The 18,759-nt window shown below is 50.6% G+C and carries 20 protein-coding genes; 8 read left to right on the forward strand and 12 right to left on the reverse strand.

From position 1 onward, the window contains the following. Nucleotides 1-130 precede the first annotated feature (130 nt). The 6 genes from apbC to ACMHKJ_RS10085 all read left to right on the forward strand — a co-directional run bounded on the left by apbC (nt 131) and on the right by ACMHKJ_RS10085 (nt 6,702). Nucleotides 131-1,243 (forward strand): iron-sulfur cluster carrier protein ApbC, encoded by a 1,113-nt coding sequence (apbC, locus tag ACMHKJ_RS10060; protein WP_150384564.1) that lies wholly within the window; start codon nt 131-133, stop codon nt 1,241-1,243. A 286-nt stretch (nt 1,244-1,529) separates the two neighbouring features. Further along, nucleotides 1,530-2,174, forward strand: coding sequence for a uridine kinase (gene udk, locus ACMHKJ_RS10065; RefSeq protein WP_413493608.1), 645 nt, complete (start codon nt 1,530-1,532; stop codon nt 2,172-2,174). Between the two features lie 67 nt (nt 2,175-2,241). After that, nucleotides 2,242-2,823 (forward strand): dCTP deaminase, encoded by a 582-nt coding sequence (gene dcd / locus ACMHKJ_RS10070; protein ID WP_067405289.1) that lies wholly within the window; start codon nt 2,242-2,244, stop codon nt 2,821-2,823. A 60-nt stretch (nt 2,824-2,883) separates the two neighbouring features. Continuing rightward, nucleotides 2,884-4,758 carry an outer membrane assembly protein AsmA gene (gene asmA / locus ACMHKJ_RS10075; RefSeq protein WP_413493610.1) on the forward strand — a complete coding sequence of 625 codons (1,875 nt, stop codon included), beginning with the start codon at nt 2,884-2,886 and terminating at the stop codon, nt 4,756-4,758. A gap of 198 nt (nt 4,759-4,956) precedes the next feature. Further along, the gene (gene dcuC, locus ACMHKJ_RS10080; RefSeq protein WP_413493612.1) at nt 4,957-6,357 is read left to right on the forward strand and encodes an anaerobic C4-dicarboxylate transporter DcuC; all 1,401 of its coding nucleotides are present in this window, start codon (nt 4,957-4,959) and stop codon (nt 6,355-6,357) included. Nucleotides 6,358-6,417: 60 nt separating this feature from the next. Continuing rightward, on the forward strand, nt 6,418-6,702 hold the full coding sequence (locus tag ACMHKJ_RS10085) for a riboflavin synthase (RefSeq protein ID WP_413493614.1): 285 nt from the start codon (nt 6,418-6,420) through the stop codon (nt 6,700-6,702). Between the two features lie 67 nt (nt 6,703-6,769). Here ACMHKJ_RS10085 and ACMHKJ_RS10090 read toward each other — a convergent pair whose 3' ends face one another. Next, the gene (locus tag ACMHKJ_RS10090; RefSeq protein ID WP_067364292.1) at nt 6,770-6,997 is read right to left on the reverse strand and encodes a hypothetical protein; all 228 of its coding nucleotides are present in this window, start codon (nt 6,995-6,997) and stop codon (nt 6,770-6,772) included. 326 nt (nt 6,998-7,323) lie between these two features. Beyond that, the gene (gene gndA, locus ACMHKJ_RS10095) at nt 7,324-8,736 is read right to left on the reverse strand and encodes an NADP-dependent phosphogluconate dehydrogenase (protein WP_413493616.1); all 1,413 of its coding nucleotides are present in this window, start codon (nt 8,734-8,736) and stop codon (nt 7,324-7,326) included. 225 nt (nt 8,737-8,961) lie between these two features. On the opposite strand from gndA, the gene ACMHKJ_RS10100 reads away from it, so the two are divergent. Further along, the gene (locus ACMHKJ_RS10100) at nt 8,962-10,530 is read left to right on the forward strand and encodes a TerC family protein (protein WP_413493618.1); all 1,569 of its coding nucleotides are present in this window, start codon (nt 8,962-8,964) and stop codon (nt 10,528-10,530) included. Nucleotides 10,531-10,637: 107 nt separating this feature from the next. Here the strand turns inward: ACMHKJ_RS10100 and ACMHKJ_RS10105 are convergent, their stop codons facing one another. Next, on the reverse strand, nt 10,638-11,834 hold the full coding sequence (locus tag ACMHKJ_RS10105) for an MFS transporter (RefSeq protein ID WP_413493619.1): 1,197 nt from the start codon (nt 11,832-11,834) through the stop codon (nt 10,638-10,640). A 99-nt stretch (nt 11,835-11,933) separates the two neighbouring features. Here ACMHKJ_RS10105 and ACMHKJ_RS10110 point away from each other — a divergent pair, with 99 nt between their 5' ends. Continuing rightward, a complete protein-coding gene (locus tag ACMHKJ_RS10110) occupies nt 11,934-12,374 on the forward strand; it encodes a winged helix-turn-helix transcriptional regulator (RefSeq protein WP_413493621.1) in 441 nt (146 codons plus the stop codon). Nucleotides 12,375-12,413: 39 nt separating this feature from the next. On the opposite strand, the gene ACMHKJ_RS10115 is transcribed toward ACMHKJ_RS10110, so the two are convergent. From ACMHKJ_RS10115 to ACMHKJ_RS10155, 9 genes are all read right to left on the reverse strand, one after another. Then, the gene (locus ACMHKJ_RS10115) at nt 12,414-13,082 is read right to left on the reverse strand and encodes a hypothetical protein (RefSeq protein ID WP_413493623.1); all 669 of its coding nucleotides are present in this window, start codon (nt 13,080-13,082) and stop codon (nt 12,414-12,416) included. A 21-nt stretch (nt 13,083-13,103) separates the two neighbouring features. Then, nucleotides 13,104-13,595: a YbaK/prolyl-tRNA synthetase associated domain-containing protein gene (locus ACMHKJ_RS10120; protein WP_413493625.1), complete on the reverse strand. Its 492-nt coding sequence runs from the start codon at nt 13,593-13,595 to the stop codon at nt 13,104-13,106. A gap of 92 nt (nt 13,596-13,687) precedes the next feature. Then, nucleotides 13,688-14,299, reverse strand: a complete 612-nt coding sequence (gene hisIE, locus ACMHKJ_RS10125) for a bifunctional phosphoribosyl-AMP cyclohydrolase/phosphoribosyl-ATP diphosphatase HisIE (protein WP_413493627.1) — start codon at nt 14,297-14,299, stop codon at nt 13,688-13,690. A gap of 3 nt (nt 14,300-14,302) precedes the next feature. Next, nucleotides 14,303-15,085 carry an imidazole glycerol phosphate synthase subunit HisF gene (gene hisF / locus ACMHKJ_RS10130; RefSeq protein ID WP_413493629.1) on the reverse strand — a complete coding sequence of 261 codons (783 nt, stop codon included), beginning with the start codon at nt 15,083-15,085 and terminating at the stop codon, nt 14,303-14,305. Continuing rightward, on the reverse strand, nt 15,067-15,804 hold the full coding sequence (hisA, locus tag ACMHKJ_RS10135; RefSeq protein ID WP_413493631.1) for a 1-(5-phosphoribosyl)-5-[(5-phosphoribosylamino)methylideneamino]imidazole-4-carboxamide isomerase: 738 nt from the start codon (nt 15,802-15,804) through the stop codon (nt 15,067-15,069). Before hisA ends, hisF begins: the two co-directional genes overlap by 19 nt. Continuing rightward, nucleotides 15,801-16,397: an imidazole glycerol phosphate synthase subunit HisH gene (gene hisH, locus ACMHKJ_RS10140; RefSeq protein WP_413493633.1), complete on the reverse strand. Its 597-nt coding sequence runs from the start codon at nt 16,395-16,397 to the stop codon at nt 15,801-15,803. Before hisH ends, hisA begins: the two co-directional genes overlap by 4 nt. Beyond that, entirely contained in the window at nt 16,397-17,464 is a 1,068-nt protein-coding gene (gene hisB, locus ACMHKJ_RS10145) for a bifunctional histidinol-phosphatase/imidazoleglycerol-phosphate dehydratase HisB (protein ID WP_413493635.1), read from the reverse strand. Before hisB ends, hisH begins: the two co-directional genes overlap by 1 nt. 19 nt (nt 17,465-17,483) lie before the next feature. After that, nucleotides 17,484-18,560: a histidinol-phosphate transaminase gene (gene hisC / locus ACMHKJ_RS10150; RefSeq protein ID WP_413493637.1), complete on the reverse strand. Its 1,077-nt coding sequence runs from the start codon at nt 18,558-18,560 to the stop codon at nt 17,484-17,486. After that, nucleotides 18,560-18,759 (reverse strand): histidinol dehydrogenase (locus ACMHKJ_RS10155; protein WP_413493639.1); only part of this gene is annotated, 200 nt, incomplete at its 5' end. The genes hisC and ACMHKJ_RS10155, both read right to left, overlap by 1 nt.

Raw genomic sequence — 18,759 nt, forward strand, 5'->3', positions numbered from 1 at the left:
ATCATTAGTGCCGATAGTTACAGGTAATATACTCGCCATACTTCAGGATGCCCGGGTGTTGTGTTAGCTTGCCGCCTGCATGCATCCCGAATTATTCAGAGTATAAAAACAATAAATCTAAGGAGCCGGGATGAATGCGAAATCCCCCGGGGATACCAACCCTGAACTGCTGAACGAACAGGTCGCACACGTACTGGCGACATTTGAGCATCCGACACTTAAACGCAACCTGGTTGCCATCAAAGCACTGCATCACTGCGCGATGCTTGATGGTGTCCTGCATGTTGAGCTGGTGATGCCGTTTGTCTGGAAGCGTCCGTTTGAAGCACTGATTGAAGCAAAAACCAAAGAATTACGGCAGGTTACCGGCGCGTCAGCGGTAGACTGGAAACTGCGCCACGATATCGCGACACTGCGCCGTGCCAATGATTTACCGGGCATTAATGGTGTCCGTAATATCCTGGCGGTCAGCTCCGGTAAAGGTGGTGTCGGTAAATCCAGCACGGCGGTGAATCTTGCCCTGGCGCTGATAGAAGAGGGCGCGAAAGTCGGGATTCTGGATGCGGATATTTATGGTCCGTCTGTTCCGAACATGCTGGGCACCACGGCAGAACGTCCGGCTTCACCGGACGGACAGCATATGTCGCCGGTTATGGCGTATGGCCTGGCCTCAAACTCCATCGGCTATCTGGTCACTGATGATAATGCGATGGTCTGGCGCGGTCCGATGGCGAGCAAAGCCCTGATGCAGATGTTACAGGATACACTGTGGCCTGATCTGGATTACCTGGTCATTGATATGCCGCCGGGAACCGGTGACATTCAGCTGACACTTTCACAGAACATCCCGGTTACGGGTGCGATTGTGGTGACAACGCCGCAGGATATCGCGCTGGTGGATGCCATGAAAGGCATCGTTATGTTCAAGAAAGTGAATGTGCCGGTGATGGGTATTGTGGAAAACATGAGTGCGCACATTTGCAGTAACTGCGGTCATGTTGAGCCTATCTTCGGAACCGGCGGGGCAGCGCGCCTTGCTGAGCGCTATCACACCAAACTGCTGGGGCAGATCCCGCTGCATATTTCGTTGCGTGAAGATCTCGACCGTGGTCAGCCGACAGTGATGCGTGATCCGCAGGGTGAATTTGCTGATATTTACCGCGAAATTGCGGTGAATCTTACGGCAGAAATGTTCTGGGAAGGGGATAAAATCCCGACTGAAATCGCTTTCCGCGCAGTGTAATAGTGTCGCATTTATCTGTCCGGAAATCCGGGCGGACAGTGGATACTGAAATCAAAGGCCGGTACTTTTTTGTACAGGTCTTTTTTATGCCTGCGATCTCACGGCATACCCTGAAATAATTAACCCGGATACCTGATTCTGCTGGTATCTGCACCGGTAAATCCCTATAATTCAACGCCGACAGACACGTTTTGTTACTCACGGCCGGATAAACAGCAACAAACGGTGGCACAGCAAACCGTTTCAGTTTTCTCTTCTATTATTTTCAAACCGGGTTATTTCTATTATGGCTGAGACAGCACAGCAACAGTGCATTATTATAGGCATCACCGGCGCATCGGCGTCAGGAAAAAGTCTGATTGCCAACACGCTTTATCATGAATTACGCGCCCAGGTGGGTGATCATAACATCGGGGTTATTCCGGAAGACTGCTATTACAAAGATCAAAGCAATGTACCGATGGAAGAGCGCATTAAGGTCAATTATGACCATCCGGGTTCTATGGATCACGAATTGCTGTTACAGCACCTGAAAACACTGAAATCAGGTAAAAATATTCAGCTGCCTCAATATGATTACGCCGAACATACCCGTAAATCTGAATCTGTCATTTTCCGCCCTAAACGGGTTATTATCCTGGAAGGTATCCTGTTGCTGACAGACAAGCGTCTGCGTGAACAGATGGACTTCTCCATTTTCGTCGATACGCCACTGGATATCTGCCTGATGCGCCGTATCCGCCGTGATGTGAATGAGCGCGGGCGCACACTGGATTCCGTGATTGCACAGTACAATAAAACGGTTCGTCCTATGTATCTGCAATTTATTGAACCAACGAAACAATATGCTGATATCATAGTCCCGAGAGGCGGTAAAAACCGCGTGGCAATTGATATTCTGAAAGCAAAAATCAGCCAGTTCTGCGAGTAAGCCGCCGGCAACGAATTAATCCCCCGCTTATCTGCGGATAAGCACCGTGTTTTATGAGGATAGAACCATGCGACTCTGTGACCGTGATATTATTCAGTGGCTTGATGACGGCAGATTGGTGATTTCTCCCCGTCCGCCGGTTGAGCGGATAAACGGGGCAACCGCCGATGTCCGTCTCGGTAGCCAGTTCCGTGTTTTTCAGGGGCACACGGCGGCGTATATTGATCTCAGTGGTCCGAAAGATGAGGTTAATGCCGCACTGGAAAGCGTCATGAGTGATGAGATTAATCTGTCAGAAGACCAGGTGTTTTATCTGCATCCGGGTGAACTGGCGTTGTCATCAACGCTGGAGTCAATCACTCTGCCTGACAATATGGTGGGCTGGCTGGATGGTCGTTCATCCCTTGCGCGTCTTGGTCTGATGGTGCATGTAACCGCGCACCGGATAGATCCCGGCTGGCACGGACAAATCGTACTGGAATTTTATAACTCGGGTAAGTTGCCGTTGGCGTTACGTCCGGGCATGGTGATTGGTGCGCTGAGTTTTGAGCCGTTATCCGGCTCTGCTGACAGGCCTTATAACCGTCGTCAGGATGCAAAGTACAAAAATCAGCAGGGAGCTGTCGGCAGCCGTATCAGCGAAGATTAAACGACGGGCGGCAGATGTCCGTCAGCGGGTTCAACAAAGAATGGGGAAGGAACAGGGATTATGAAACGATTATTCACCACGCTGATTATTCTGCTTGTCGTGATAGCGGCAGGTCTGGCGACGTTAATCCTGATGGTGAACCCGAATGACTTCCGCGATTATATCGTTAACAAGGTAAAGGAAGATACCGGTTACGAACTGGTTATGAAGGATGACATGCGCTGGCATGTCTGGCCTAAGCTGAGCATCATCACCGGTAAAATGTCATTAACCGCACCGGATGCCGCTGAGCCGGTTGTTACCGCAGACAACATGCGTCTGGATGTGGAATTGTGGCCGCTTCTCTCCCATCAGCTGTCTGTCAGAGAGGTTATGCTCGATGGTGCACTGCTGAAAATCCTGCCTGAAACTGAGTCCAAAGTACAAAAAAGTGAGCCGATAGCGCCGGGCAATCAGAAAGCCAGACCTGTGGCGGTTTCGAAGGAAAATAAATGGTCATTTGATGTGGATCGCATCCGCATTGCCAACAGTTTACTGGTCTGGCAGACAGATGACGGCGCGCAAATTAATATGCGTGATATTAATTTCTCTCTGGAGCGCAATACGCCTGAACGCTATGTTGTGGCGCTAAGCAGCAATATTCTGCGTAATCAGCAGGAACTCTCTTTCAGCCTCAGCTCGGATATTGATATCTCACAGTACCCGGTGCAGGTCAGCGGTAATATTAACCGCCTGAATTATCGCCTTTCGGGTGCGGGCCTGTATGCCAATGGTGTTAACGGCAACGGCACGACAGCCTTTACCTGGCATGAAGCTGTGGGTCAGGCGCCGCAGTCACTTATCCTGGAAAGTCTGAAACTGAGCGCTAATGAAAGCCAGCTGAGCGGTACGATTGAAGCGGCGCTGGGTGAGACTCCCCGTTATGACGTTCAGCTGACATCGCCAAAACTGAATCTGGATAACCTGCTGGGCTATGAGCGCGCGGTAACTGCAACGGAAAATGGTGAGAACAATACTGCCCCGGTGGCAACCAGACCGGCGATTGTCACCAATGACAGTGATTCACTGAATAAATATGACCTGACCATCATGAATTATTTCAATGCCACACTGGCGCTGAATGTAGATTCACTGATTTATCAGGGAATGGAGATAAGCCAACTGACGGTGAAAGGTGAAAACCTCGGCAGCGTGACTGAAATCTCAAAAATGACCGGTAATGTGTTCGGCGGGCGTTTCTCTTTGCCGATGACTATCTATTCTGAAACTGCACCAGCGCAGGTGCGGATCAAACCGTTATTACAAAATATTGATGTCCGTCCGATGCTGGCTGCATTCAAAATGCCGGAGAAATTTACCGGGCGCCTGAGTTTTGACGGCGATCTGCGCGGAACCGGGTATGACCAGGAAGCTATTTTAAATGCCTGGCGCGGTGATGTGGCGCTGAGTATTGTGGATGTCAAAATGCTCGGGCTGAATATTCCGTATCTTATTCAGCAGTCACTTTCTCAGGCGACAGATAAAGTCAGTTCGCCGCAGTCCATGGATGCCCTGACCGAGGCGAAAAAGCTGGATGTGATTGGTACGCTGAATAACGGCGAAGTGAAAATCAGTAAAATTCTCGCTGTATCGGATGCCTTTAATATTACCGGCAGCGGACGGACAAATCTGGTAAAACAGAACCTGAATATAAATCTTGGCGTTCAGATATTAAAAGGCTGGGGAAAATCCAACGACTTTGTGACCTGGCTGCAATCTATCCGTATTCCGGTTGTATTGTTCGGCAGCTGGGAAAATCTGCAATATAAATTTGAGGTTGAAACGCTGTTGCGTAATCAGTTACAACAGCGGGCAAAGCAGGCTATCGGGGGGCTCATTAATGACAAGACCGGTAAAGAGCTCAACGCGGTAGAGTCTTTAATTAACCGGTTATAAATTTCCGGTCAATTTATAAAAACAGAGCAGTGACGATAAATTATATTGTCACTGCTTTTTTCATGTTGACAGCCGGTCGGTGTAAATAGTGTACGCAATAACACCTGTTCATTGATGTGCATCATTTAATCTGATTCTGACTTTCGGCAGAGTGCTTTAATCATTCTTATAAATAAAAACATGCAGACAGGAGTATAAATGTTAGATCTTCTCATTGGTGCAGCCGTTGCCGTCGGCGTCGGGCGCTACATTATCAAGGGGTATTCAGCTACAGGGGTGTTAATGGTCGGAGGTTTACTGCTTCTGATCGTGAGTGTCCTGATGGGTAAAAATATTCTGCCGGCCGCGGCTGTCACAACCGGCTGGGGCCCGACAAACATCATCGAATACGTTAAATACCTGCTCATGAACCGCGGCGGTGACCTCGGTATGATGATTATGGTGCTGTGTGGTTTTGCCGCCTATATGACTCACATCGGCGCGAACGATGTGGTTATCAAACTGGTGTCCAAACCGCTTCAGGTGGTGAACTCACCTTACATCCTGATGATCGTGGCGTATTTCATTGCCTGCCTGATGTCGCTTGCGGTGTCATCTGCAACCGGTCTGGGTGTGTTACTGATGGCGACGCTGTTCCCGGTGATGGTTAACGTCGGGATCAGCCGTGGTGCGGCAGCTGCTATTTGTGCCTCTCCGGCAGCGATTATTCTCGCACCAACATCCGGTGACGTTGTTATTGCGGCAGAAGCGTCGAATATTGCACTGAAAGAGTTTGCGTTCAGTCTGACTCTGCCTATCTCCATTGTGGCTATTATTGCGATGGCGATTGCTCACTTTTTCTGGCAGCGCTATCTCGATCGCAAAGAAGATATCAAATCTGAAATCCTCGATGTGAAAGAAATCACGACAAATGCGCCGAAATTCTATGCCATTCTGCCGTTCCTGCCGATTATCGGCGTGCTGTTGTTTGACGGAAAACCATTCGGCTCCTTCCTCGGAATGGATTTCTTAAAAGGCATCGTTCTGCCTGAGTTACACATCGTCACTATTATTGTCGGCTGTATTATTCTTTCCGCCATTATTGAATTTGTGCGCGGATTTGACGGCAAGAAAGTGTATGCCGGGCTGGATGTCTGCTATCGCGGTATGGCTGATGCGTTTGCCACGGTTGTTATGTTACTGGTAGCGGCAGGCGTATTTGCTCAGGGTCTGAGCACGGTCGGTTTTATCTCCGGGCTTATCGATCTTGCGCAATCCTTTGGCTCCGGGGCGATCATCATGATGATTGCACTGGTTATTATTACCATGCTGGCGGCAATGACCACCGGTTCCGGTAATGCGCCATTCTATGCGTTTGTGGAGCTTATCCCGCGTCTGGCACAGCAAATGGGGATTAACCCGGCGTACCTGGTTATCCCGATGCTTCAGGCATCAAACCTGGGTCGTACCATGTCACCGGTTTCCGGTGTGGTGGTTGCGGTTGCCGGTATGGCGAAAATTTCACCGTTTGAAGTCGTCAAACGCACCTCCGTTCCGGTGCTGGTCGGCTTGCTGGTTGTGATTATCGCGACAGAATTAATGGTACCGGTCGTACTGTAAGCATCAAAAGCCGTGCGGGGTTATCCTGTGCGGCTTTTTTTATCAATACGGATTATGAGGTTGGCTTTGGATAAGATTTTTACCGGAGTTGTTGCGGGCACCGCGCTGATTTTAAAAATTGAAGAAAACAATGATCATCTGATTCATATTGTTCAGTTTCCGGAGGATTTATTATCCGGCTTAATCATCGGTGATTCCGTGTCTTATAACGGCTGCTGTCTGACAGTGGCGGCAATTGATAACAGCCATGTCGGTTTTTATCTCTTTACCGATACGTTGCTGAAAACTGCGCTCGGCCGGTTAGTGACCGGGGATTATGTCAATATTGAAAGAATGGCAGTATAGAAAGAGTTGCAGTACAGAAAGAAAAAAACCTCGTATTCACGAGGTTTTTATAACGAATAACTGTTAATTACACACGGTTGAAGGCGAGAACGCGTACTGAGCGCAGGTCAGCCTGTGACTCATCAGCAACTTTCTGAGTAGCTTCTTCTAAAGCAACGAGGGGAGAAACACCCGCGGCAGTTTCTGTGATCTGATGCCCCTGCAAGGTATCTCCGTTACGGGCACGCACTTTGTACGACACAAACCAATAATCCATATCATCACCTGCTTCTGTAATTAATCGTCTAATCACCATAGCGATTTACCGCACCGATTAATGTGACCAAAATCAATCATTTCACTCTCTTTTTATCCGGTGCCATTTTTCGTTGTGAGTTTTTTATCTGTGTCACTATTCTGCCGGATGATATCTATACCCTTATTCATTCAAACTGCAGGTTCGTTGGCTGCAGTCAGTCAGCCGGGTCACACAGTTTACCTATGCTCCCCGTCTGTCTTTCCTTGCCGCCTTCCTGCATCCTGAATGACGTTGGGTATATGTCAGTCATACCGGTTCTCTGATAATAAAAAACCGCGCAAGTTTCAGGCTTGCGCGGTTTGCCGGAAAGAGAACCGATAATATCAGTTATTATCTAACCATTCCGTGTGGAACACACCATCTTTATCCGTGCGTTTATAGGTATGTGCGCCGAAATAGTCGCGCTGTGCCTGGATAAGATTCGCCGGCAGTACTGCGCTGCGGTAGCTGTCATAATACGCGATAGCGGCAGAGAAGGTCGGAGTCGGGATACCGTGCTGAACGCCGTAGCAGACAACATCACGCAGCGCCTGCTGGTACTCATCAGCAATCTGTGTGAAGTAAGGTGCCAGCAGCAGATTAGCCAGTGCCGGGTTTTCAGCATACGCATCGGTGATTTTTTGCAGGAACTGTGCGCGGATAATACATCCGGCACGGAAGATTTTTGCGATTTCGCCGTAGTTCAGATCCCAGTCATATTCATCTGATGCCACACGCAGTTGTGAAAAGCCCTGCGCATAAGACACAATTTTGCCCAGATACAGTGCGCGGCGCACTTTCTCGATAAATTCGCTTTTATCACCGCTGAACGCAGCCGTTTTTGGTCCTTTCAGCACTTTCGATGCCGCAACGCGCTGGTCTTTCAGGAAAGAGATATAGCGGGCAAAAACGGATTCAGTAATAAGCGTCAGCGGCACACCCAGATCCAGCGCACTCTGACTGGTCCATTTACCGGTACCTTTGTTAGCGGCCTCATCGAGGATCACATCAACCAGGTAGTTGCCGTCTTCATCTTTTTTACGGAAGATATCGGCAGTGATTTCAATCAGGTAGCTGCTCAGTTCGCCTTTATTCCACTCAGTGAACGCCGCGGCCAGTTCATCATTACTGATCCCCAGCGCATTTTTCATGACTGAATAAGCTTCTGCGATAAGCTGCATATCGCCGTACTCGATGCCGTTATGTACCATTTTCACATAATGGCCCGCACCGTTTGCGCCGATATAGGTTACACACGGCTCACCATCGACCTGCGCGGCAATCTGTTTCAGGATCGGCGCGACCAGTTCATAGGCTTCTTTTTGTCCGCCCGGCATAATAGAAGGGCCTTTCAGCGCGCCTTCCTCACCACCGGAAACGCCGGTACCGATAAAATTAAAGCCCTGTGCAGACAACTCTTTATTACGGCGGATAGTATCCTGAAAGAAAGTATTACCGCCGTCGATCAGAATATCGCCTTTATCAAGGTGCGGGGTGAGAGAGGCGAGTGTTTTGTCAGTCGCTTCACCGGCTTTGACCATCAGTAAAATCCGGCGGGGTTTTTCGAGGGAGTCAACAAACTCTTCAATGCTGTAGTTGGGAACCAGTTTTTTCCCCGGATTTTCAGCAATCACTTCATCGGTTTTATCTGAAGAGCGGTTGAAGACGGAAACAGAGTAACCGCGGCTTTCGATATTCAGTGCAAGATTACGGCCCATGACGGCCATACCGACAACACCAATTTGTTGTTTGGACATGAAGACTCCTTCAGGATTGATCTGTGATTCGTGAGCTGAGTGTTAATTACATCACAGTTTAGCGCATGTGGCGGCAGCGTGGTAGCGATTGATGCAAGCGATAACGTCAAAAGCGCACACCCGGAACAGAGGGAAAGCAGGGAATTTTCTGTTGCTATTTCAGCGGACAATCCGCATTATTCGTTTGCAGCATAAGCTGTGTGATTAAAAGGTAAAACCAACTGTATGGAATGGATCGCTGATCCGTCGATTTGGGCCGGCCTGGCTACATTAATCGTACTCGAAATTGTTCTTGGCATTGATAACCTCGTTTTCATTGCCATTCTTGCGGATAAACTTCCTCCTGCGCAACGCGACAAAGCCCGCATAACGGGTCTTCTGTGCGCATTAGTTATGCGTGTTATTCTGTTGTTCTGCCTCTCCTGGCTTATCACACTGACCAAACCGATGTTTACGATGTTAGGGCATCCGTTCAGTGCGCGTGATCTGATCATGCTGATTGGTGGGATATTCCTCCTCTTTAAAGCCACAATGGAGCTCAATGAGCGGCTTGAAGGTGAGGATCATAATGACGGCCAGCAGCGGAAAACCTCAAAATTCTGGGCAGTAGTCGCACAAATTATCGTGCTGGATGCGGTCTTCTCACTTGACTCCGTGATTACGGCGGTCGGGATGGTGGATCATATCGGCGTTATGATAACTGCCGTAATTATTGCGATGCTGCTGATGATCTGGGGCAGCCGTCCGCTGACCCGTTTTGTCAATGAACACCCGACTATTGTTATCCTGTGCCTCAGTTTCTTACTGATGATTGGTTTCAGCCTGGTAGCGGAAGGTTTCGGTTATCATATTCCGAAAGGCTACCTTTATGCCGCGATTGGTTTCTCCATCATGATTGAAATGCTCAATCAGGTATCCATGTTTAACCGCCGCAAATATCTGCGGGGTAAAAACTCTCTGCGTCAGCGCACGGCAGAAGCTGTTTTGCGTATTCTGAGCGGCAAGCGCGGATCACCTGAACTGGATAACCGCACCGCCGATCTTATCTCAGATAACCAGGAAATTTTTGACCCCGAAGAGCGCCAGATGATTGTCCGTGTGCTGGGGCTGTCTCAGCGCAACATCAACAGTATTATGACCTCGCGTCATGATGTGGAAATGCTGAGCATTGATGCGACGACAGATGAAATCTCTGAGTTGCTGACAAAAAATCCGCACACCCGCGTTGTGATTAAAGGCACAAACGAAGATGACGAACTGCTGGGTGTGGTGCATGTGATTGATTTACTGCATCAGCGCCTGCATCAGGATACCCTGGATTTACGCGCATTGCTGAAACAGCCGCTTATCTTCCCGGAACAACTCTCACTGCTCAAAGCGCTGGAGCAGTTCCGCCAGGCGCAAACTCACTTTGCCTTTGTGGTGGATGAGTTCGGGTATGTTGAAGGGGTTGTTACCTTAACGGATGTGATGGAAACCATTGCCGGTAATCTGCCGGTAAATGGTGTCGAAAATGATGCGCGCCATGATATTCAGTGCATGGATGATAATAGTTGGATTACCAACGGCTTTATGCCGCTGGAAGATTTAATCAACTATGTGCCGCTGACGCTGGATGAAAAACGTGAGTACGAAACAGTTGCCGGATTGCTGATGGAGCATCTGCAACGCCTGCCGAAAGTGGGTGAGCAGATTGAAATCGATGACTGTATATTTGAGCCGCTGGATATTCAGAATCACCGCATCAGCCGGGTAAAAATCACCCTGGCGGGTGAGCCGGGCTATAATAAGTAAGCTATTATTCAGTTGGTCAGTCGATCTTCTGGTTATAAAAGCACCGCACCGGCGGTGCTTTTTGCTGTTAAAAACAAGTAAGAAAAGAATAAAAAATAAAAACGGGATCAGCGGATAATATGACGCGTAAACCACCAGAACAGCAGAGCCGTACCGCTGACACCGGCTCCCAGCAGGCAGATCCCCGTCCAGCCGGCAGCACTGTATGTCATTGTTGCACTGATAGCCCCCAGGCCACTTCCGGTGGCATAAAACAGCATATACGCGCCGGTTAACCTGGCGGGCGCATCACTGCGGGCGTGAAAAATCATGCTCTGGTTTGTCACATGCAAAGCCTGTCCTCCCGCATCAAGCAGAATTATCCCGATGATAAGTGCGGTCAGCGAATGACCGGGCATAGAGAGCGGCCACCAGGAAAGCAGCATGATGATCAGCGCGTATGCACTTGTCCGCCCGGCATATCCCTGATCCGCCCATTTTCCTGCCCGTGCGGCGATCAGCGCGCCGGATGCACCGGCAAGACCGAAGGCCCCGGTGAGGGTATGAGAAAGCTGATAGGGTGGAGCGCTCAACGGCAATACCAATGCACTCCAGAAGATACTGAATGAGGCAAACATCAGAAATGCCAGTATGCCTCTTATCTGCAATACCTTTTCGCGCAACAACAATGTAAACACAGAGGCAATCAGTTGCGGATAACTCAGCTTTTCTGCGGGCTGCGGAACATCCGGTAAGCGGCGGAAAAGGGGGATGGCAGTTACCGCCATCAGAAGCGCCGGGAGGATATAAACAGCCCGCCAGCCCGCAATATCACTGATACCGCCTGAAAAAACACGCGCCAGTAATAAACCAATAAAAACACCGCCCTGTGTTGTCCCGACAACCCGTCCCTGTTCACCGGGCGCTGCTGCACTCGCGGCATAAGCAATCAGCCCCTGTGTCATAGCTGTTCCCGCCAGTCCGGTTGCCAGCATACCGGCAAGCAGCATAAATGCAGATTGTGCCAGTCCGACCACCAGGAGCGCGGCAAGTAACCCGGCAAACTGAATCTGCATTAAAAAACGGCGGTTGAGTCTGTCTCCCAGCGGAACGACAAATAACAGCGCAGCGGCACACCCGAGCTGCGTGGCAGTGATCACACCACCGATTGCGGCCGGGCTGACGGAAAAATCCCGCGATAAAATATCCAGCAAGGGCTGAGCATAATACACATTAGCAACACTCAGACCGGCTGCAACGGCAAACAGCCGTGTGAGTGACGCAGAGAGGCGGGATGACGGATTTAAGCAGGATGTTATGTCCATAAGATAAATAACCAGTTTTAAAATGAAACTGGTTGCAGTATGGTTAATCTGGTTTTAAAATGCAACCAGATTTTTCTGCCACTGATAACAGGATGTACTATGACAACCGTTGCTCCCGAATATTGCCCGGTCGCCAGAACACTTAATCTGATAGGTGACCGCTGGTCATTGCTCATTATCCGCGATACGTTTGATGGTATCCGCCGGTTTAAAGACTTTCAGCAAAACCTGGGGGTTGCCCGCAATATCCTGTCTGACCGCCTGAAAAAACTGACAGATGCCGGTGTTCTGGAAATGAAACCGGCCTCAGACGGCACGGCCTATCAGGAATATGTCCTGACTGACAAAGGAGAGCATCTTTTTACTGTGATTGTGGCGCTGCGTCAGTGGGGGGAAGGTCATTTGTTCGGGGAAGACGAGCTGCACTCTGTATTGCTTGATAAGCAGACCGGCAGACCGGTTCTGCCGGTGGCACTGATGACTGAGCGAGGGGATATTTTGTCACCGTCAGAAACAGTGGTGCGCAAAGTCACGCAGTAAAGGTTGCACCCGAAGGTGCAACGGAAAAACAGATATTATTTATGACTCAAAGGTACCGTGGGTCCGGGCCTGCAACACGCGCGAAGCAGTCTGAACCATAGTGTCATTGATTTCATCAAGCCAGTGATGGATTTGTTCAGTACTGAGATGCATTACCGGGCAGTCTCTGTCCTGCTGGTTATTTTCTTCCAGAAGAAGCACCAGCTCAGTATCCAGCAGGGATTGCATCATATCAATCCACAGACCAATCTGGTGGTTCAGTGGTTTTCCTGCCGGAGAGGTCAGGCAGTAGCGGTTCATCCGCTCACTGTCGGTATACTGATAATCATCACGCAGCGCCAGACGCTCCGCCAGTGTGGCAGTCAGTGGTTCAGGCAGCGGAGTACCGAGGCAGGTGAAATTATAGGTATCTTCGCGGGAAAAAAGCGCGCCATCAAGATGGATCTGCTGCTCTTCATAGTGTACCAGCACTTCGCGCAGCAGGGCGCTGACCGCAAAAAAGTGATCGGTTTTATGAAACTGGCTGCCGTTCAGATAAGGTGCGCTCAACTGCTGGCGCAGTGACCGCTCATCTTCTTCCGGTGAGCTGACAAAACGTGGCCGCGACTTCTGTATTTTAAACCACCGGCGCCAGCGGTGGCGTGACAGATAAATCAGTAAGCTGAGTAATAATACATAGTAAACAGTGTCTAAAAGTTCATCCTGCATAAGCGCCTTCCCAAGCAAAAATTACAGTTCACGACGGACAAATGACATAATATCAGGATCAGCAATCCGCTGATAATCCTGAGTATTTAAAATAACAGAGCATTCAAGGCTGCCGGCATTAAACGCCAGTTCACTGAAACGTTCAAACAGCATCGGATCAGCAACCAGGCGGAGACCGGGATGAAAACTGAACGGCGGAATAGCGCCAAAAACACAGTTCGTCAGTTCAGTTGTCTCTTTCGGACTGGCGAGAGAGGCACGGGTGCCGCCGACCTTTTTTGCCAGTGCCTGTAAATCTGCCTGTTGATCAGACGGTAAAATGGCAAGAACATACTGACGCAATCCGTTTCCTTTAACATGACAGACAAGGGCTTTAGCACCCTGTCCGTGGTGCGTTCCGCGGACTTTGGCAACCTCTTCGGTTTTTCCGGCGGATGCATGCTGAACCACTCGGTAACGGGCGTGGTTTTCATCCAGCCTGGCTGTCAGTTTCTCAAAAACAGGGTTGATCATAGTTATTATCTCTGTTGCCATACTTCTGTTTATTATAATTGGTTATGGCAACAAAAACAGCGGACAAAAATGGATTTGTCCGCTGTTTTGAATTACCGGTGGCGGGATTTAAGTTTTTCAATAACTGTCTGTAAATCGAGATCCGCATCCTGAAGCAGCACCAGCAGGTGATAGATAAGGTCGGCAGATTCACTGGTCAGTTCGGCTTTGTCTCTGACGGTTGCCGCCAGTGCGGTTTCCACTCCTTCCTCACCGACTTTCTGTGCGATCCGTTTTGTTCCGCTGGCGTACAGTTTTGCTGTATAAGAGCTGTCCGGGTCGGCAGTTTTCCGGGATTTAATCACCGATTCCAGTTCATACAGGAAGCCCTGCGCTGTCTGCGCCGGGGCAAAACAACTGGTTGTGCCCTGATGACACGTCGGACCAACAGGATCAACCAGGGCAAGCAGAGTGTCGTTATCACAGTCTTTGAACACATCCACCAGATTGAGAAAATTTCCTGAGGATTCGCCTTTGGTCCACAGCCGCTGTTTGGTACGCGAAAAAAATGTTACGCGTTTTTCACTGAGGGTTTTATCCAGAGCGGCGCGGTTCATATAGCCCAGCATCAGCACATCGCCTGATACAGCGTGTTGTACGATAACCGGCATTAAATCCCCGGTTTTCTGCCAGTCGAGTTGTGTGATTTCCTGTTCCGTGAGCATGGCTTATAACTCCTGTGTTCTGACAACAATACCGGTGCGGGCAAGTTCGCGTTTGAGTTCACCGATATTAATAATCTGTTTGTGGAATACGGAGGCAGCAAGTGCGCCATCCACATTGGTTTTTAAAAACGCATCACGGAAATGGTCAATCTGACCGGCTCCGCCGGAGGCTATCAGCGGCACCCGGCACACCTCACGGACTTTCGCGAGTTGCACCAGATCGTAACCGTTACGCACGCCGTCCTGGTTCATCATATTCAGTACGATTTCACCTGCGCCGCGTTTCTGAGCTTCTTTCACCCAGTCAAGCGTGTTCCATGTGGTGGCGACAGTGCGTTTTTCATCACCGGTAAACTGATACACATGATAGTTTCCGGTTTCTTCATCGTGCCAGGTATCAATACCGACCACAATACATTGCACGCCGAAACGATCGGCGAGACGTGTGATAAGTGACGGGTCGGCAAGTGCCGGGGAGTTGACAGAGATTTTATCCGCACCGAAGTTGAGGATAGCGGCGGCATCTTCGGTACTGCGGATCCCGCCTGCCACACAGAACGGAATATCAATCACTTCCGCCACTTTGGCGACCCAGCTTTTATCCACCACGCGCCCGTCAGATGAGGCGGTGATATCATAAAACACCAGTTCGTCAGCGCCTTCCTGTGCATAGCGCCGGGCGAGAGGCACTATGTCGCCGATAATTTCGTGATTACGGAACTGTACCCCTTTAACCACTTGTCCGTCGCGGACGTCCAGGCAGGGAATTATGCGTTTTGCCAGCATGAGATTGCCTCCGGTAAAGTCATTTTGCCATCGAGCAGTGCCCGCCCGACGATCACACCGGCAACGCCGGTTGCAGGCAATGGCGCTATATCACTCAGTCCGCCGATACCGCCGGATGCCTGAAAGGCAATCTCCGGGAATGCCGCACAGATTTCCTGATACAGCGCGACATTGGAGCCCGCCAGAGTGCCGTCTTTGGAGATATCTGTACATAAGACGTGGCGCAGACCGACAGAGGCAAAATCGCGGATAACCTCTTCCAGTGTCTGTTGTGAATCTTCCTGCCAGCCGCTGATGGCAATACGTTTCTGTCTGTCAGCACTGATGCGCACATCCAGCGCCAGTACAATGCGTTCTGCGCCGTAGCGCTCAAACCAGGCTTTAACCATTGCCGGAGAGCGAATAGCGGTGGAGCCGATGACCACACGGGCGGCACCCGCATCAAACAGTGCGGTGACATCCTCTTCAGTGCGAATTCCGCCGCCGACCTGAACCGGCACACTGACACCTGCAAGCAGAGTTTTCAGTAACGGGATCTGGCGTTTGGCCGGGTCTTTCGCACCGGTTAAATCCACAAGGTGCAGCAGTGTTGCGCCTTCCCGCTCATACGCCTGTAAACGGCTGAGCGGATCCGAGCCGTAGTCCCGCTGTTTTGCATAATCGCCCTGGTGAAGGCGCACTACTTGTCCGTCGATTAAATCCAGTGCCGGAATGATCATAAGGCATCCATCTCCAGAAAATTTTTAATCAGTGTTATCCCTGTTTTGCCCGAGCGCTCGGGGTGAAATTGTACCCCGTAAAAGTTATCGCGGCAGAGGATACTGGTGAAGGTATTGCCGTAAGTGGTGGTGGCGATCGTGGCGTCACTGACCGGACAGGCATAGCTGTGAACAAAATAGAAATAGCTCTGTGGCGCGATATCGCGGAACAGCGGTGAATCAGCAGTAAAATCCACTGTATTCCAGCCCATATGCGGCACCGGCAGACCCTGAGGGGTCATTTTCCTGACCGGGGTATCAATCAGCCCGAGCAGGGAAATATTATTTTCTTCGCTGGTGGCAGCGAGAAGCTGCATTCCTAAACAGATACCCAGCACCGGCTGCGTCAGTGCGCGGACTGTGCTGATAAGCCCGCGCTCAGCCAGATTTTCCATCGCCGCACCCGCTGTCCCGACACCCGGCAGAAATACTTTGTCTGCCTGACGGATAAGGTTACTGTCTGCGGTAACCACCGGCTTATAGCCCAGGCGTTCAATCGCATAGCGGACAGACGCGATATTGGCACAGCCGGTGTCGGTAATGACGATGTTCATCACAACACTCCTTTTGAGCTCGGCAGGACATCGCCTTCCACGCGGATAGCCTGGCGCAGTGTCCGTCCGAACACTTTAAATAAGCTTTCGGCGCGGTGATGATCGTTTTTCCCTTTGGTTTTCAGGTGCAATGTACAGCCCATGGTGTAGGAGAGGGAGCTGAAGAAGTGCTCGATCATCTCTGTACTCAGGTCACCTACGCGCTGAAATTTAAAATCGGCTTTGTATTCAAGGTGCGGACGCCCGGATATATCCAGCGCACAGCGGGCGAGACATTCATCCATTGGCAGGGTGAATCCGAAGCGGACTATCCCGCGCTTATCACCAAGCGCCAGTTTCAGCGCTTCGCCGAGTGCCAGCCCGGTATCTTCGACTGAGTGGTGATCGTCAATTACCAGGTCGCCGTTGACCTGAATATTGAGCCGGAATCCGCCGTGGGTCGCAATCTGATCCAACATGTGATCAAAGAAACCCACCCCGGTGCGGATAGTGCTGCCGCCTTCGCGATCCAGCCAGACTTCGGTCACAATATCCGTCTCTTTTGTTTTGCGCTCCACGCGGCTGTAGCGGTCACGGCGTGTAAGCTGCTCTGCGATACTGTTCCAGTCCATGCCCGGCTGACCATAACGCAGACCGGTAATTCCCATATTTTCCGCGAGCTGAATATCCGTTTCGCGATCGCCGATAACATAGCTGTTCTGCTGATCTATTACGTCCGGCAGCAGGTAGTTTTTCACCAGGGTTATTTTTGGTTTGCGGCAATTGCAGTTATCCGCCGGTTTGTGCGGACAAATCAGTATCTCATCAAAAGTAATGCCCTGTGAGGTAAAGACCTGCATCATCAGCTGGTGCGGCGCCTCAAAATCAGCCTGCGGGAAGCTCGCTGTGCCCAGCCCGTCCTGATTTGTCACCATCACAAAGCGGTATCCGGCGGCTTTAAGTTTCAGCAGCGCAGGGATAACATTTTCCTCAAAAACCAGTTTATCAAGCCGGTCTACCTGGAAATCCACCGGTGGTTCGCTGATCAGAGTGCCATCGCGGTCAATAAATAAGACTTTCTGTGTCATGATATCCGTTGTCCTCAGATTAAGGCATTTTAAGGGTGGCGATAGCGGCAATTACCCGCAGACATTCTGCACGGGTACCGATGGTAATACGCAGGCAGTCATCGAGTCCGCGTTGTTTGCGCTGGTCACGCAAAATGATCCCGTCATTCCACAGGCTGCGGAACACCCGCTCAGACTCCCGGAACCGCACGAGGATATAGTTGGTTTCACTCGGGAAAATGGTTTCTGTCAGTGGCAGTTTACTCAGCTCGTCGCACAGCATCTGCCGGTTGCGGCAGATCTCTGCCACCCGCTCACGCATCATCTCAATACCTTCCGGCAGGAGTGCCTGCGCTGCAATCGCGGCAACCGGCGAGGAGAGCGGATAAGGTGCGATCACTTTCATCAGCACATTAATAATATCCGGCGATGAGAGGGTAAAACCACAGCGCAGTCCGGCCAGTGCAAAGGCTTTGGAGAGTGTGCGCAGAATAACCAGGTTTGGATACTCTTTCAGCCATGACGCGACACTGAACTGCGGGCAGAACTCAATATAGGCTTCATCAATAACAATCAGCGCCCGGTTATTCACAATTTCAAACAGATAGCGCAGATCCTGTTCGCGGATAGGATTACCGGTCGGGTTGTTCGGGTGACAGACATACAGCAGTTTTACACCGTACAGATTGGTAGCGATGCTGTCCAAATCCAGTTGCCAGCCATCCAGCGTCGGGACGATTTTCTGAGGAATGCCAAAGGTTTCTGCGCTGACGCTGTACATGCCGTAGGTCGGCGGGCAGTACATCACGGCATCCTGTCCCGGTTCACAAAACGCACGTATCAGCAGTTCAATACTTTCATCGGCACCGCGCCCGGCTATCACCTGATCAGGATTAACCCCTGCATAAGCGGCATAGCGGTTAATAACATCGGCGGGCTGACACTCCGGATAGCGGTTCAGATTGCGATCGGTAAAGGCGAAATACGGTGCCTGCGGGTATTCGTTGGCGTTCAGCCAGACATCCCCGTTGCCGCCCAGACGGCGTGCCGACATGTACGGTGTCAGTAATTGCACATTTTCGCGCGCCATATCCATTGCACTGAATGGTTTGTTCATTATTTTTTCTCCTCAGAGCGCAGGGCGTTCATGCGCAGTGTCACGGCGTTCTTGTGCGCGGTGAGTAACTCAGCCGCCGCCAGGGTTTCCACGGCGTGCGCCAGGCCGGCTAAACCGGCAGGGGTTAATTTCTGCACTGTCATGCGTTTCATAAAATCTGCCAGACCCAGGCTTGAATAGGTTGAGGTATAGCCGTAGG

The sequence above is a fragment of the Morganella psychrotolerans genome, assembly GCF_965118875.1.
GTDB lineage: Bacteria > Pseudomonadota > Gammaproteobacteria > Enterobacterales > Enterobacteriaceae > Morganella > Morganella psychrotolerans_C.